General features: G+C 71.7%; 10 protein-coding genes. 7 read left to right on the top strand and 3 right to left on the bottom strand.

Annotated elements, in window-relative coordinates; genetic code table 11:
• Window positions 1–96: 96 nt before the first annotated feature.
• Window positions 97–3,192: a glycosyl hydrolase gene (locus ABZY20_RS07485; protein WP_356437936.1), complete on the bottom strand. Its 3,096-nt coding sequence runs from the start codon at window positions 3,190–3,192 to the stop codon at window positions 97–99.
• 669 nt (window positions 3,193–3,861) lie between these two features.
• Between ABZY20_RS07485 and ABZY20_RS07480 the strand changes: the two genes are divergently transcribed.
• The 7 genes from ABZY20_RS07480 (at window position 3,862) to ABZY20_RS07450 (ending at window position 13,205) form a co-directional block, all read left to right on the top strand.
• Window positions 3,862–4,152, top strand: a complete 291-nt coding sequence (locus tag ABZY20_RS07480) for a hypothetical protein (RefSeq protein WP_356437934.1) — start codon at window positions 3,862–3,864, stop codon at window positions 4,150–4,152.
• 645 nt (window positions 4,153–4,797) lie between these two features.
• The gene (locus ABZY20_RS07475; RefSeq protein WP_356437931.1) at window positions 4,798–6,162 is read left to right on the top strand and encodes a sugar ABC transporter substrate-binding protein; all 1,365 of its coding nucleotides are present in this window, start codon (window positions 4,798–4,800) and stop codon (window positions 6,160–6,162) included.
• 115 nt (window positions 6,163–6,277) lie between these two features.
• The gene (locus ABZY20_RS07470; protein WP_356437928.1) at window positions 6,278–7,225 is read left to right on the top strand and encodes a sugar ABC transporter permease; all 948 of its coding nucleotides are present in this window, start codon (window positions 6,278–6,280) and stop codon (window positions 7,223–7,225) included.
• Complete coding sequence (locus ABZY20_RS07465) at window positions 7,222–8,133, top strand: carbohydrate ABC transporter permease (RefSeq protein ID WP_356437925.1); 912 nt, start codon at window positions 7,222–7,224, stop codon at window positions 8,131–8,133. The genes ABZY20_RS07470 and ABZY20_RS07465 overlap by 4 nt, the downstream gene beginning before the upstream one ends.
• Window positions 8,130–10,169 (top strand): beta-galactosidase, encoded by a 2,040-nt coding sequence (locus tag ABZY20_RS07460; RefSeq protein WP_356437923.1) that lies wholly within the window; start codon window positions 8,130–8,132, stop codon window positions 10,167–10,169. Before ABZY20_RS07465 ends, ABZY20_RS07460 begins: the two co-directional genes overlap by 4 nt.
• Window positions 10,170–10,173: 4 nt before the next feature.
• Window positions 10,174–10,983, top strand: coding sequence for a DeoR/GlpR family DNA-binding transcription regulator (locus ABZY20_RS07455; protein WP_356437921.1), 810 nt, complete (start codon window positions 10,174–10,176; stop codon window positions 10,981–10,983).
• A complete protein-coding gene (locus tag ABZY20_RS07450; RefSeq protein ID WP_356437919.1) occupies window positions 10,980–13,205 on the top strand; it encodes an alpha-galactosidase in 2,226 nt (741 codons plus the stop codon). The genes ABZY20_RS07455 and ABZY20_RS07450 overlap by 4 nt, the downstream gene beginning before the upstream one ends.
• Before the next feature lie 247 nt (window positions 13,206–13,452).
• Here the strand turns inward: ABZY20_RS07450 and ABZY20_RS07445 are convergent, their stop codons facing one another.
• Both ABZY20_RS07445 and ABZY20_RS07440 read right to left on the bottom strand, forming a co-directional pair.
• Window positions 13,453–14,325 carry a hypothetical protein gene (locus ABZY20_RS07445; protein ID WP_356437916.1) on the bottom strand — a complete coding sequence of 291 codons (873 nt, stop codon included), beginning with the start codon at window positions 14,323–14,325 and terminating at the stop codon, window positions 13,453–13,455.
• Between the two features lie 147 nt (window positions 14,326–14,472).
• Complete coding sequence (locus tag ABZY20_RS07440; RefSeq protein WP_356437913.1) at window positions 14,473–15,321, bottom strand: hypothetical protein; 849 nt, start codon at window positions 15,319–15,321, stop codon at window positions 14,473–14,475.
• Window positions 15,322–16,238: the final 917 nt, after the last annotated feature.

Here is a 16,238-nt window from a genome sequence, read left to right as displayed (position 1 = left end):
GACGCGCACACGCACTCACCTCGGACCGGCTGCCGGAGCCCGGCCCGGCCCGGTGGGCGGGAGGGGTGCCCACCGGGGCGGAGCCCGGCCTCCGGGTCAGGCGAACGGGATGGTGAGGACGGAGCCCTTGCCCACCTCGACGGTCGACGGGCCGTTGCCGAGCGCGCTCCACAGCTCGACGCGGACGGTGCCGCCGTTCAGATCGCCCAGGGTGCCCGACGCGGAGTGCAGCCCCTGCCGGGCCGAGGAGTACTCCTCCCAGCCGGGGACCGGGTCGGTGGCGAAGTAGCGGTACGTCTCGACGCGGTCGAAGGTGCCGTCGCCGGTCAGGTCGTAGGAGACCCGGGCCTGCTGGGCGTAGCCGACGTTGGCGCCGGCGTCCACCTTGAAGGCGAAGGCGGTGCCCGCGCCCGCCTTCAGTGCGCCCTTGACGTTCTTCACCTCGTAGACGGCCGGGTTCTTCGGCGTCCCGTCGTTGTTGGTGCCGCCCGCGGACGGGATGGTGTCCGAGGAACTCGTCGCGGTCGCCTCGGTGGCGAGCGCGCCGCCGGAGCGCAGGTAGAAGGTGTCGCCCGTGACGTACGGCGGGGGCGGGTCGCCCGCGGTGGTGACGGTCACGCCGCCGCTGGCCGGTCCGACCTGGTTGGCCGTGTCGCGGGCCTTGACGGTGTAGGTGTACTCGGTGCCGGGGGTCAGCCCGGTGTCCGTGTGCGTGGTCCCGGTGACGGTGGCGACCTTGGTCGTGCCGCGGAGGACGTCGTAGTTCTTCACGCCCTTGTCGTCGGTCGCCGCCTCCCAGGTCAGCTTGACCGAGGTCTCGGTGACGTCGCCGGCGACCGGGGTGCCGGGCGCGGAGGGCTTCTCGTCGGCCGGGGGCGGTTCCTCGCCGCCGCCCGTGGCGCCGCACAGCGTGCCGAGCCTGGTGTCGTCGCCCGCTCCGGACGCGGTCGACTTCGCCGGGACGTTCAGCACGGCACCGTCGGAGAAGACCACCGAGCACTCCTCGGCACCGTAGTTGTGCGCGGCGTACGTCGTGGTGTCGCTCTTGGTGAAGGCCACGGCGGTCGGCGTGTTGGCCGTGACGGTCATGTCCGGCGCGCCGACGGAGTCCATGGTGGCGACCCAGTGGTAGGTGTGGGCCTTGGTCTCGCCGGCCTCGGGGACGTAGCCGCCGTTCCACTGGTTCCAGTACTGCATGGCCTTGCCCGGGTCGTACAGGGCCTGGACCTGCCAGAAGATGTCCTTCCACTCGACGGCCGGGCCGCCGTTCTCCTTCTCCATCTCGGTCACGCTGCGGCGGAGCATCTCCTTCTCGCGGGCCAGGTGCAGCGAACCGCCGGTCACGGGCAGGAAATTGATGCCGTGGATCTCCTCGGGGTTGGCGGTCCACCAGGTGGCGTAGGCGCCGCCGCTGCTCCAGACCATGCCGACGACGTCATGGGTGAAGTCCTCGGGGTAGACCTTCTGGTCGGCGTCGAACCAGTACTGCGCGATCGACTCCGACTCGGTCATCATCATGTAGACGCCCTGGTCGCGCAGCGCCTTGTCCCCCATGGCCGAGCCCCACATGATCAGGCCGGCGCTGAGGTTGATCGACTCCGAGGAGGACTCCTGGTTGTTGCCGGCGGCGAACGCCTCGTGGCCGGCGGCCCAGCTGTGCCCGGCGTAGGCGTCGAAACCGCGCAGGAACGGGTACTTGGCGTCGTCCCTGGCCGGGTTGGCGGCGTCCTTGATCAGCTCCTTCACCATGCCGCCCCACTCGGAGTCGGCGGCCCACCGCGGGTCGTACTGCGCCACGATCGCCGCGGCCATCACGTAGTACGAGTAGTGGAAGTGGTGGTCGTTCAGCTCCTGGTCGCTGCCGTACGAGGCCGGGTAGCCGATGAGGGTGCGCCAGTCCTTGTCGTAGGAGAACTCGGAGGGACCGCCGACGGTGAACCACTCCTCCATCCGGGCCTTGATGAGCTGGAGGAGCTTGTCGCGGGCGGCCGTGTCGCCGATCTGGTCGGCGATGGGCACGAGCTGGGCGAGCTTGCCCAGGGCCTTGCCGGTCCAGTACGTGTCGATGGCGCCGCTGAACGGATCACCCTGCGTCAGCACGTCGTTGATGTAGGTCTTCAGCTTCGCCTTGTCGACGCCCGCGGCGCTCGGCAGCCCGGGCAGCACGCCGTTCACCTTCTGCGTGGTGGTGAACGACTTGCCCTCGCGGACCTTCATCTCGCCGCGCGAGGAGACGTAGGCGTGGTCGGTCAGCGGGTCGGAGGTGTGCAGCCACTGGTGGCGGTAGAGCGCCTGGAGGGTGCCGGTCTCCTCTCCCTCCTTCGCCTCGGTGGTCAGCGAGTAGGTCGCCTTGACCTCGCCGTCGCCCTCCCGGTAGTCCCAGTCGACCTCGGAGCCGGTCACGAAGCTGAAGGCGTACTTCTCGTAGTCGGCGAGCGCCTCCTTGTCGGGCAGGACGGCCAGGGAGAAGTAGTCCTTGGAGCCGAGGTCGGCGCGGATCTCGTTGCCGGAGACCGTCCAGTCGCTGCTGCTCGGGGCGAACAGCGCGTAGTGGTGACCGGAGATGGTGACGCCGAGGACGTTGCCCTGGTCGGCGAAGACCGTCGGCGGGGCCGCCGCACTGATCTGCGCCGCGCCGCCGGAGCCCTCGGCGTACACGTACGGCAGGCCGTGGCCGATGGTCGCCCGCAGGGTGCGCGCGGAGTCCTTCCAGTACGGGGTGACGGTCCAGTCGCTCCACCCGTCCGCCTTGGCGTCGGGCGAGTTGAGGCCCGCGAGGCCGAGGGTCAGGTCGGCCTTGTGCGCGAACTCGTACTGCCGTCCGCCGCCGACGATCTGATGGTCCGTGGGATAGCCGACCTCCAGACCTCCGGAGACCGCCTTGTAGGTGAGGGGGTGGCCGTACATGTTCTCCGACCACGGGTTGGAGGCGAACCGCTGGAAGATCAGCGAGGACCACCAGTCGTTGGTCGGCACCGGCTTGTCCGCCATGGCGGGCGTGACCTTCGGTTTGACCGCCTGGCCCCCGTTGTTGGACGGCCCCTGTCTCCCGGCCGGCCGGGTGTCGCTGTAACTTCCCTTGCCCACCTCGATGGTGGCGGCGGAGGCGACACCGCTGCCGACGGTGGACACCAGGCCCGTCGCGGCCAGGGCGGCCGCCGACAGGAGTGCGAGACGTCTGCGGAATCTCATGCGCAACCCTTCTGAGAGCGCTCTCAAGTCGCCGTCAACGTAGGCTCAGGTCAAGGGACGGTCAACACTTCAAACAGGAATCCGTTACACGCGGGGCGAGTTGGCCGCCGACGGGGCGATCGGTACGGGAGTCACCGGGCGGGGGCGAGTCGGCGACTGACCTCGGCAACGGCGTATGCGCGAGGGCTCTGTTGTGCGCGTTCGGCGTCAGGTGCTCTCTCGCGATCGCCGGTGGGACCGACGACTTCTTGAGAGCGCTCTCAGGTAGCAGCCGTCGGATCCACAATCCAAGTCCCGCACCCGTGAAACCCACCTGACGCGTGCGGAGTATGCCCTCCGGCGTGCCGTGCCGCTCCGGACCCCGCCGCCCTCCTCCCATCCGATCGACAGAACGGAACGGCCCATGAACCGAGGACGTCTCTTCGACGACGCCACGGCCACCACCCGGCCCGCCCTCACCCTCACCGCCGACCGCGACGTCTGCGGCGGCGGGTTCAACGACCGCGTCCGCCGGATCGTCGTGCAGCGCGCCGGCGCCCCGACGGCACCTCCGACGACGGGCCACGGCCAGGCCCCCGGCCCCGGACCCGGACCCGGTGGGCGCGAAGCCCAGGATCTGGGTGCTGAGCGACCTCAGCGCCCGGTGGCGGAACCGACCGTGACGACATCGTGGCCCTGGCGGCACTGGGCACGTACGCCTCGGGATTCGACATCGCCAGGGTCTCCGTCGGGTCCACGACCGTCCGGATCGACTGCGACGCGGCGCACACCTACGCACGCGACGCCTTCGGCTCCCGCATCCGCCCCGTGGTCAGGTCGTCCACCTGCGGAAAGGACTACAGCGCGCTCAAGGGCACGAAGCCCGGCACCGTCGGCGATCTCGTCGAGGCGATCCGCGCGGGCGGGCCGACCGTGCTCAACTGGGGCCCGACGACGGAGACCGCGCTCGCCGTCCGGTGACTGGAGACCCACGCGCCCGCCTACCTCGCCAAGGTGCGCGTCGTGACCCACTGGACGGCGAGCAGCCCCGGCTGCCCCGACCGACCAGCTCTGCGACCACGGCCGGGCGATCTTCGACCACCTGCGGGACCACCTCTGAGCGTGAGGCCCCCGGCACGGGCCGCTCGCGGGTGCGCCGAGCCCGTGAGCGGCGGCCGGGGGCCCGTATGCGCCCGCATATGCCGAGTCCGGCCCGGCGTGACGGTCGAGCGCCGCCCCGTGCGCCGTACACCGATGACCACCCGACCCCGCGTTCAGCCAGTCGAACAGGGCACTTTGAGGTGTCACGCCGGATGCCGCGCCGCCCGGTGCCGCCGACCGCGCGAGGGCGGGGCGGGCCCCACACCCCACCCCAAACGTTCACATCCGCACATTCACTGAATCGTTTTCTGACAACGTTCGACAATCCCGTCCCGTGATCGGCAAAGCCAATCCCCGCAGGTAGAGACCAATCCGTGAAGCGCCCGGGCGTCCGATAACGGTTCTTGTTTGATTCCGTTATCTAGCGATGGGATGTGTTGACTTTACGAGTAGTTAACAGTCAATGTGTCGACACCCCGCCGCACCGGGACACATAGCGGAGCGGCACGTACCCGAGGAGACGCCATGTCACTGCGGACCCATCGCCCCGCGTTCCGCCGGGCCCTGGTGGCCCTTGCCGCACTCCCCCTGCTCGCCACCGCGGCGTGCGGCGGCTCGGGCAGCGAGGACAGCGCGTCGGGCGAGCAGGCGAAGTGCGAGAAGAGCGACGGCAAGGTCAAGCTCACGTACTGGTCCTGGATCCCCGGCGTCGACAAGGCGGTGGCCGAGTGGAACCGCCAGAACCCCGACATCCAGGTGACCGTCAAGTCGACGCCCGCCGGCAACGCGGGCACCTACCAGAACATGTCGAACGCCCTGAAGGCGGGCAATGCCCCCGATCTCGGGCAGATCGAGTACGACTCGCTGGCGAGCTTCCGTCTGCAGGAGGGCCTCACCGACATCGCCTCGTGCGCCGGCGTCAAGGAGGCCCAGGGCGACTTCGTCGACTGGACCTGGTCGCAGGTGACCTTCGGCGCCGACGGCAAGGACGGCGTCTGGGCCGTGCCGCAGGACACCGGCCCGATGGCCCTCTTCTACCGCAAGGACCTGTTCGAGAAGCACGGCATAGCCGTGCCGAAGACCTGGGACGAGTACTACGAGGCCGCCAAGAAGCTGAAGAAGGCCGACCCCAAGGCGTACATGACGCACTTCTCGCAGACGGACCCGAACTGGTTCAGCGGTCTGCTGTGGCAGAAGGGCGCGAACATGTTCGCGCAGGAGGGTGACACGTGGAAGGTCGACGTCGACAGCCCGGCCGCCGGCGAGGTGGCCGACTACTGGCAGAAGATGATCGACGAGAAGCTGGTCGCGACCGATCTGCAGGGCTTCTCCCCGGCGCTGTACAAGGCGTGGAACAACGGCGAGGTGGCGACCTGGGTCAGCGCCGCCTGGGGCTACAGCACCATCCGTGACAACGCCAAGGCGACCGACGGCAAGTGGGCGGTGGCCCCGATGCCGCAGTGGTCCGCGGGCGAGAACAAGGCCGGCAACTGGGGCGGCTCGACCACGGCCGTCCTCGGCAAGAGCGAGCACCCCTACGAGGCCGCGAAGTTCGCGCTGTGGCTGAACACCGACCCGAAGGCGCTGGAGATCCTCAACCGCGAGGGCGGTCTCTACCCCGCGGCCACCGCGGGTCTGGAACTGGCGGCGCTGAAGAAGCCGGTGGACTTCTACGACGGCCAGAAGGTCTTCGACGTCTTCGCGGACGCCTCCAAGAACGTCACCACGGACTGGACGTTCGGTCCGACGATGACCGACACCTACCGCTTCATGGGCGACGGCATCGCCGGGGCGCTGGGCGGCAAGGGCACGCTCGAGGACGCGCTGAAGACGACCGACGCCAAGACGGTGGACTCGCTGGAGAAGCAGTCCCTCGAGGTCGCCAAGTAGGCGGCAGGGGGCCGGGGCCGCGGTGTGACACCGCGGCCCCGGCCCCGCCCGCCGGGTCCCGCTCGCGGCCCGTTCCCCCTCGCCAGCACAGCCCAGCCCAGGAAGAGACCACGACATGACCGCCGACCCCATAGCGGCCACAGCCGCACCGCCGGCGCAATCCGCCCCCGCCCGTGTCCCGGCCCGCCGCAGACGGAACTGGGCGCCCGTCTTCTTTCTCCTGCCGTTCTTCGTGCCGTTCGTCCTGTTCACCCTGGTGCCGGTCGGCTACGCCTTCTACCAGAGCCTGCTGAAGACCGAGCGGACCGGCGGCACCTTCGGCCGCAAGACGACCGTGTTCGCCGGTCTCGACCAGTACAAGGAAGTGCTCGGCGACGCCGAGTTCCTCGGCAGCGTCGGCCGGGTGCTGGTCTTCGGGCTGGTGCAGATCCCGGTGATGCTGCTGCTGGCGCTGGTGCTCGCGCTGCTGCTGGACTCGACGGTGGCCCGCCTCAAGCGCTTCTTCCGAATCGCCTACTTCGTGCCGTACGGCATCCCCGGTGTGATCGCCGCGCTCATGTGGGCCTTCCTGTACGACCCGCGGCTGTCGCCCATCGTGGACCTGCTGGACAAGGCCGGCTCCGCGCCGGACTTCCTCGGCTCGTCGATGATGCTGTGGTCCATCGGCAACGTCGTGACCTGGACGTACACCGGCTACAACATGCTGATCCTCTACGCCGCCCTGCAGGCCATACCGAGCGACATCTACGAGGCGGCCCGGATGGACGGCGCGAGCGAGGCGAAGATCGCCTGGCGGATCAAGGTGCCGATCCTGCGTCCGGCCCTCATCCTGACGGGCGTCTTCTCCATCATCGGCACGCTGCAGCTGTTCACCGAACCGCAGGTGCTGCGCTCCATCTCCACCAGCGTGACCAGCACCTACACGCCCAACCTGGCGGCCTACTCGCTCGCCTCGGCGAACAACTACAGCGAGGCCGCGGCCATGTCCGTGACGCTGGCGCTGGCCACGTTCGTCCTGTCGTTCGGATTCCTCAAGCTCACGGGGCGAAAGGCCGAGTCATGAGCCTCCTCACCGACACCGCGGGCGCCCACGCGCCCCGCAAGACCTCCACGACCGCACCGCGCGGCCCCCGGGAGAGCCGTCTGTCCGTGATCGCGGCCACCGGATTCCTGGTCGTCATCGCTGTCTACATGCTGCTGCCGGTGTTCTGGCTGATCGTCTCCGCGACCAAGAGCCAGGGCGATCTGGTCGACTCGTTCGGACTGTGGTTCTCCGACTTCCACCTGTTCGACAACCTGCGGGCGCTGTTCGCCAAGCAGGACGGGGTGTACCTGCCCTGGCTCCTCAACAGCCTCCTCTACGCCGGGGCCGGCGCGGCCGTCGGCACCCTGCTGTCCGCGATGGCCGGCTACGCCCTGGCCAAGTACCGCTTCCGGGGGCGGGAGTTCCTGTTCTCCGTGGTGCTCGGCGGCGTCCTGGTCCCCGCCACCGCGCTGGCACTGCCGCTGTTCCTGCTGTTCGCCGAGGTGGACGCCACCAACACGTTCTGGTCGGTGTTCCTGCCCAGCATCGTCAGCCCGTTCGGCGTCTACCTCTCGCGCATCTTCGCGGCCGCCTCCGTGCCCGACGAGCTGCTGGAGGCGGCCCGGATCGACGGGTCGGGCGAGCTGCGGACGTTCTTCACCATGTCGCTGCGGCTGATGTCACCCGCCATGGTCACGATCTTCCTGTTCCAGTTCGTGGTCATCTGGAACAACTTCCTGCTGCCGCTGGTGATGCTCCAGGACGACCGCCTCTACCCGGTCACCCTCGGGCTGTTCACCTGGCAGTCCCAGGTCAGCCGCGACCCCTCGCTGCAGATCCTGAGCCTCACCGGCTCCCTCGTGTCGGTGGTGCCGATCGTCATCACCTTCCTGGTGCTCCAGCGGTACTGGAAGGCCGGCCTGGCGGCGGGAGCGGTGAAGTCGTGACCGACGCCCTCAAGCAGCTGTCCGACCGTCTCGGCGGCATCGCGTACGGCGGCGACTACAACCCGGAGCAGTGGCCGCGCGAGGTGTGGGACGAGGACGTCCGCCTCATGCGGGAGGCCGGCGTCAACCTCGTCACCGTCGGTGTCTTCTCCTGGGCGTTCCTCGAACCGCGCCCCGGGGAGTACGAGTTCGGGCTGCTCGACGAGGTCCTGGACCTGCTGCACGCCAACGGCGTCGCCGCCGACCTGGCGACGGCCACGGCGTCCCCGCCGCCGTGGTTCTCGCTGCGGCACCCCGAGGCGCTGCCGGTGACCGCCGACGGCGTCCGGCTCACCCACGGCTCGCGGCAGACGTTCTGCCCGAGCAGTCCCGCCTACGCCGAGGCGGCCGGGCGGCTCGCCGAACGGCTCGTGGAGCGGTACCGCGACCACCCCGCACTCGCGCTGTGGCACCTGCACAACGAGTGGGGCAACCACAACGCGCACTGCTACTGCGACACCAGCGCCGAGGCGTTCCGGGACTGGCTGCGGGAGCGGTACGGGGACCTCGACGGGCTCAACCAGGCGTGGGGGACGGCGTTCTGGAGCCAGCGCTACGGCGACTGGGCGGAGGTCATGCCGCCGCGCGCCACCGCCGCCGTACCCAATCCGACGCAGCAGCTCGACTTCTGGAGGTTCTCCTCGGACGCGCTGCTGGCGCTGCACCGGCGCGAGGCGGAGATCGTGCGCCGCCTCTCCCCCGGTGTGCCGCTGACCACCAACCTCCTGGTCACGCTGGAGAAGAAGGTGGACGGGTTCTCCTTCGCCGACGCGTGCGACTTCGTCTCCGTGGACCAGTACCTCACGGCCGCGGACCCCGGGGCGCACATCGGGCTGTCGCTCGACGCCGACCTCGCGCGCGGCATGGGCGGCGGCGCTCCGTGGCTGCTGATGGAGCACTCCACCTCCGCGGTGAACTGGCAGCCGCGCAACGTGGCGAAGACCCCGGGGCAGATGCGGCGCAACAGTCTCGCGCACGTGGCACGCGGCGCCGACGGCGTCCTGTACTTCCAGTGGCGCCAGTCGCGGGCCGGTGCCGAGAAGTGGCACTCGGCGATGCTCCCGCACGGCGGCACCGAAACCAAGACCTGGCGCGAGGTCACCGCTCTCGGGCAGGACCTGAAGGCCCTGGCGGAGGTGCGCGGCAGCCGCGTCGAGTCGGACGTGGCCCTCCTCTTCGACTGGAACGCCTGGTGGGCGCTGGAGATGGACGCGACCCCCTCGCGGGACGTGCGCTATCTCGACCTGGTGCGCGCCTGGTACGAGGCGCTGTGGTCGCTGGGCATCACCTGCGACCTGGTGCACCCCGCGAGCGATCTGAGCGGCCACCGGCTGGTGCTGGTGCCCAGCCTGTGCCTGACCTCCGACGCGGACGCGTCGCGGCTGGACGCCTTCGTACGGGAGGGCGGGCACGCGGCCGTCGGCTTCTTCAGCGGTGTGGTGGACGAGAACGACCACGTGCGGCTCGGCGGTCACCCCGGGGCGTACCGGGACCTGCTCGGCGTGCGCGTCGACGAGTTCTTCCCGCTGCGCGAGGCGGAGACCGTACGGCTCTCCGACGGCTCGGCGGCCACGGTGTGGAGCGAGCTCGTGGAACCGCGCGGCGCCCGGACGGTGGTGTCGTTCGACCCGGACCCCGCGCGCGGCGGCCCGGTCGCGGGGCACCCCGCGGTCACCCGCAACGACCATGGCGCCGGAGTGTCCTGGTACGTGGCGACGCGGCCGGACGCGGACGCCCTGCGCGCGCTGCTGGCCAGGGTCTGCCGCGAGGCCGGTGTCACGGCTGCGGCCGAGGTCCCGGCCGGGGTGGAGGCGGTCCGCAGGCGCGGCCCGGACGCGACGTACCTCTTCCTGATCAACCACACCTCCCGTGACGTGTCCGTCCCCGCCGTGGGCACCGACCTGCTGAGCGGCGCCGTCGCCGACGGCGGGGCCGTCGTGCGGGCGGGCGACGTCGTGGTCGTCCGGGAGAACAGCGTCCCGTCACCGGAGCGGTGACGGGATGCTCGCAAGGCAACGGCAGGAGAGGATCGCCGAGCTCGTCCGGCAGCACGGCTCGATCCGGGTCGGCGCGCTGACCGAGCGGTTCGGCGTGTCCCACATGACGATCCGGCGCGATCTGGAGTCCCTGGCGCGCCGGGGTCATCTCGACAAGGTGCACGGAGGGGCGGTCACACCGGAGCACGGCAGTACCGCGGAACCCGGGTTCGGCGAGAAGCGGTCGCGTGAGGTCGGCGCCAAGGAGGCCATCGCGGCCGCGGCGGCCCGGCTGGTCGCTCCGGGCTGCGCGGTCGCGCTGACCGCGGGGACCACCACCTGGACCCTGGCCCGGTACCTCCTCGACGTCCCCGACATCACGGTGGTCACCAACAGCGTCCGGGCGGCGCAGACCCTGGAGACCCACCGGCGGCAGACGCAGACGGTCGTGCTCACCGGTGGGGTCCGCACCCCCTCCGACGCCCTGGTGGGGCCGGTCGCGGTGGCCGCGCTGGCGTCGCTGCGGGTCGACGTACTGTTCATGGGGGTCCACGGCATGGACGCCCGGACCGGCTTCAGCACCCCCAACCTGGAGGAGGCGGAGACGAACCGGGCGATGTGCCGCTCCGCACGGCGGGTCGTGGTGCTCGCCGACCACACCAAGTGGGACACCCCCGGCCTGGCGGCCATCGCCCCGCTGGGGACGGCCGATCTGCTCATCACCGACTCGGGCATCGACGCGCACGCCCGGGACGCACTGGAGGCCGGCGTCGGCGAGCTGACCGTCGTCGAGCCGGCCGCGCCCACCCGACCGATCGAAAGCGCAGGTACGTGACCACCGAGCACCTCCTCCACTTCCGCGCCGCGGGGACGAGCCTCGTCCTCGACTGTGCGGGCCCCCGGCTGCCCCGGATCCTGCACTGGGGAGCCGACCTCGGCGACCTGGGCGACCCTGGTGACCCGGGCGACCCGGACGGCATCGGCGATCCGGACGGCATCGGCGATCCGGGCGACGAGGCGTCCGGCGGCCCGGGCGTCCTCGCCTCACTCGCCGCGGCCGGCCGCGCCGAGCTGGGCACCAGCGTTCCCGACGTCCCCGTCCCGGTGAGCGTGCTGCCGGAGCAGTCGGCCGGCTGGCTGGGCACCCCGGGGCTGTCCGGCCATCGCGAGGGCGCCGACTTCTCCTGCGCCTTCACCGTCCGGGAGGTCCGCTCCCCCGCCCCCCGGTCGCTGACCGTCGAGGCCGTGGACGACCATGCGCGGCTCGCCCTGCGGTGGGAGCTGGAGCTGACCGGGTCCGGTCTGGTGCGCCAGCGCGCGGTGCTCACCAACGAGGGCACCGGTCCCTACACGGTGGACGCGCTGCAGCTCACGCTCCCCGTACCGGCGCACGCCACCGAGGTACTGGACCTGACGGGGCGTCATCTTCGGGAACGCTCCCCGCAGCGGCACGAGTTCACGCTCGGCACGCACCTGCGGGAGAACCGCCGCGGACGCACCGGCGTCGACGCCACGCTGCTGCACGCGGTGGGCGAGCGCGGCTTCGGCTTCCGCGAGGGCGAGGTGTGGGCCCTGCACGTCGCGTGGAGCGGCAACCACCGCACCTTCGCCGAGCGGACGAACGCGGGGGTCTCGCTCCTCGGCGGCGGTGAGCTGCTGCTGCCGGGCGAGATGCGCCTCGCGCCCGGCGCCGCGTACACCACGCCGTGGCTCATGGGCGCGTACGGCCGGGGCCTGGACGACCAGGCGGCGCGTTTCCACACCCACCTGCGGCAGCGCCCCCACCACCCGGCCACGCCGCGGCCGGTCACGCTGAACACCTGGGAGGCCGTCTACTTCCGGCAGGACCTGGCCACCCTCACCGCCCTGGCGGACGCGGCGGCGGAGGTCGGGGCCGAGCGGTTCGTCCTGGACGACGGCTGGTTCCGCGGCCGCCGCGACGACCGGGCCGGGCTCGGCGACTGGTACGTGGATCCCGGGGTCTGGCCCCAGGGGCTGCACCCGCTCGTCGAGCACGTCCGCTCCCTCGGGCTCCAGTTCGGCCTCTGGGTCGAGCCGGAGATGATCAACCCGGACTCGGACCTGGCCAGGGCCCACCCGGAGTGGATCCTGTCGGCGGCGGGGCGGATGCCGCCCGAGGCCCGGCACCAGCAGGTGCTGGACCTGGGCCGCCCGGAGGCGTACGCGTACGTGCTGGAACGCCTGGACGCCCTGGTCGGCGAGTACGCCGTCGACTACCTCAAGTGGGACCACAACCGCGACCTGATCGACGCCGGCAGCGGCCCGTACGGCGTCGGCGGGGTGCACGCCCAGACCACCGCGGTGTACGCGCTGATGGACGAGCTGCGGCGGCGCCATCCCGGGCTGGAGATCGAGTCCTGCTCCTCCGGGGGCGCCCGGGTGGACCTGGGCATCCTGGAACGCAGCGACCGGGTGTGGACGAGCGACTGCATCGACGCCCTGGAGCGGCAGCAGATCCAGCTCTGGACGGGGATGCTGCTGCCACCCGAACTGATGGGTGCGCACGTCGGCGCCCCCGGCTCGCACACCACGGGCCGGACCCACGGCCTGGACTTCCGCGCGGGCACCGCGCTCTTCGGCCACATGGGCATCGAGTGGGACCTCACCCGGGCGACACCCGAGGAGCGGCGCCGGCTCGCCGAGTGGATCGAGACCCACAAGCGGCTGCGCCCGCTGCTGCACGGCGGGACGGTGGTCCACGCCGACCACCACGATCCCGCGGTCCTGGTGCACGGCGTGGTGGCCCCCGACCGGTCCCGTGCCGTGTACGCGGTGGTGCAGAAGGCGACCAGCGTGCAGATGCCGACGGGCCGCGTGCGCCTGCCCGGCCTGGCGGAGGACGCGCTCTACGCCGTCACCCCGCTGCCGCCGGGGGACGCGGTCCGGGGCCCGGTCACCAGCCCGCTGCCCTGGTGGACACCGGAGGGCGTCGAACTGCCGGGCCGCGTCCTGTCGGTGCTCGGCGTCCAGGCGCCGACGCTCCACCCGGAGAGCCTGGCGCTGATCGAGGTGCGGCGGGTCGGGCGCCGGGGGTGAGGCACGGCGCGGGGGTGGCGCGGGCCGGGACGCCCGGTCGCCTCCCCCGCGCTCGGCCGCGTCCGCCGACGCGGCAGCCGGGCACCGGTGCTACGGCAGCGGCGGGTACGCGTTCCGCATCAGCTGCCGGAACCCGTTCGGGGCACGCGCCGCCGGCCTCACCGGGGAAGCGCCCCCACGCATCGCAAGGTAGAGCAGTCCCGCCACCCGCATCCAGGGAGAGCGCGCACCTCGGCGTTAAGGGGAGTCAGCTGAAGGACATCTCCGTCTCGGCGGTCCCGGAAGGCCCCTCAGGACGCCGGGAACGCCGGGTGAGGGGAACAGTCGGACGGGGCGGCGCGTCGGGGAAACGATTCTCCTCCTGGAGGATGCGCAGCAGGGCCCGGCGGGCCGCGGACGCCGACGGTCTGGCGTCCTTCTCCTCCCGCATGAGGCCGCGCACGAGCCGCACGGCGGGGTCCCGGGCGGCCTCACCGCTCGACGGGTTGACGTTGCCCACGAGCAGGAAGGCCAGGATCCTGCCGAAGGCCCACAGGTCGGCCGCCGGTTCGAGAGGCGAGCGAGAGCAGATCTCCGGTGCGAGGATCCGCGCCCTGGGCGGCAGGGGCACGCATCCGGACGCCAGCAGCTCCCCGCAGCCGCTGCCGCTGAGCACGACCGCACCGGACCGCCCGATCCACACCTGCTCGGGGGCGATGAACCCGCGGACGATGCCCTTGCTGTGGGCGAGGGACAGCGTGCTCAGCATGGCGAGACCGATCCTCGCGGCATGCGGGCGGGAGACCCGGTGGTGAGCGACGAAGTCCCCGAGGGTCCGGCCGGGCGGACGCTCCTCCACGCACCACACGTTGCCGCCCGCCGCGAAGGCGCCGACGCTGACGGGGAAGCGGCCGGGGTCGACCGACTGGAGGTAGACACTCTGCCTGAGGTAGCGCACGGCGACCTGCTGGGCGCGTCGCAGTCCACCGCCCGGGCCCGCGGAGACCTGCAGGGCGTACAGCTCCCGCCCGTCGCAGTCGTCGCGGGCGAGCCAGTGGGAGACGCCCGCCCTGCTGCCGAGTTCCGTGATCAGCCTGAGCCGGTTCTGCAGCGGAGCCCTGCCGGGCGATCGGGTCACCATGTCCTCGCTTCACTTCCGACAGCACGTTTGCCTGGACTCGGACCGGCTCCCCACGCCGACGCGGGCCGGCGTGGGGAGCCGTACCTCCGGCTCATGGCGAGTCCAGGCGCCCCTCCGTCCCAGGAGGTCGGCCGGAGGAGAGGTGGGTCAGCCGTTCAGCCGGCACTCCGCCAGCGCTTCCAGCCCTGCCGGAGGTGTGCCGCCCTCGCGCTTGAACGCGATCTCGATGCGGTCGATCACCGCCTTCCGCTTGTTGCCGAGCGGACCGAGGATGGCGTTGTCGACGAAGTTCGGGCCGCCCTCGCCCTGGGACCGCGCCAGCCGCGCGTCGGCCTCGTCGATCTCCTTGGCCAGGGCCGCGAGTTCGCGGTCGACCTGCCCCTGGGCCCCTGCAGGGACGTCGGCCGGCAACCGGCTCGCCACGTCGGGGCAGTTGACGGTCGGGGCCCCGCCCGCTGCGGCCTCGCCACCGGCCTCCTGCTCACCCCCCGCGTCTTCCGCCTGCTCGTCGTCCCCGCCCTCGGCGCCGCCCGCCGCGGCGTCGCCGGCGCCTCCCTCGCCCCCGAGGGCGCAGGGCGCGAACCGCTCCAGTCCTTCGGGCTTCTCGGCGACGCGGCCGATGGCGGTCTCGATGCGGTTCAGTGCGGCCGTGCGCTTGCCCTCCAGGGGGCGGAGGATCGCGTTCTGCACGAAGTTCGGGCCGCCTTCGCCCTGGGAACGCGCCAGCCGGTCGTTGGCCTCGGCGAGCTGCTTGTCCAGCAGCTCCAGGTTCCTCGTGACCTCTTCCTGCGCCTGGGCCGGGATCTCCGGCAGACCCTCGACGGAGGGGCAGACGATGCTCTGCGCACTGTAGGTCCGGGCGGGCGTCTCCCCGCCGTCCTGCCCGGCGAAGGCGCCTGCCGCGGCGAAGGTGCCTGCGATCAGTCCGGCGCCGAGCACACCCACCCCGGCGATCCGGTACGTGCGGGACTTTCCTTTTCCTCGCGTGCCTGTCATGACGTCCTCTGGCTCCTGCGAAGACCGCCGGGCCTCTCCACGGAGAAGCCGTCGGCCTTCACTACGGGTGCCGGTGCCCCCAGTACCCCTGCCAGCTTGTCGAGGACAGGTACGGGCGCTGAAGGCTGAACGTTCAATCTCGTTCCCGGCCGGTTCCGTCAGGTGCACGGAGGGCGTGCGGCCTGCGGCGGGCGGCCCGGTGCACGGAGGGCGTGCGGCGGGCGTGGGGCGGGCGGCCCGATGCACTGAGGGCGGGCGAGGGGCGGGCGGCCTGCGGAGACACGGAAAAGGCCGTGACCCGGTACGTCGTCCCTGTACCGGGTCACGGCATGCGCGTGACGCACGGACTCCCGTCCTTGGAGCGCCGCCACCGTGCCTCACCGCCATCGAGCGTGGGACCGCGGCAAGGGCCCGCACAAGCGGTGAAGGCACCGTTGACCCTCACCTAAGCCCTGGTTAACGCGACGCGCCCCGGTGCGGGGCCGTCGGGACTGCACGGCCGAAACCCGACCGGGTCGCGCGGGGTGTCTCTCCCGGCCGCCGGATCTCCGGCACCCGTCCCACAGCCGAAGACGACAAGGAGAGACGACCGCATGCTCCCTGACCGCCGGAACCGCCCATGGCTGAGATCGGCACTGACCGGTGCGGCCGCAGCCGCCTTCCTCGGGGCGCTGACCGTGACCGCTGCCCAGGAGCCCTCCGGACGCACGGTGCAGCCGGCCCGTCACGCGCCTGCGCATCCGCACGCACAGCACCGGCCCGCCGGTGCGGACTCCCCGTGGGCGGTCCCGGCGCGGTCCGACGGCCCCGCTCCGCTCCTCGGGCTGCTCGTCGTGGGGTGCTGCGGACGCGCACGTGCGGTCCGCAGGGACACTGTCCTTCGCCGGACCGTGTGCTCACGCCTCGCAGGGCGCACG

Source organism: Streptomyces sp. NPDC006624, assembly GCF_040611555.1.
Taxonomy (GTDB): Bacteria; Actinomycetota; Actinomycetes; order Streptomycetales; family Streptomycetaceae; genus Streptomyces.
The sequence above is the reverse complement of the archived record's forward strand: the minus strand, read 5'-3'. Positions and strand labels throughout refer to the sequence as shown.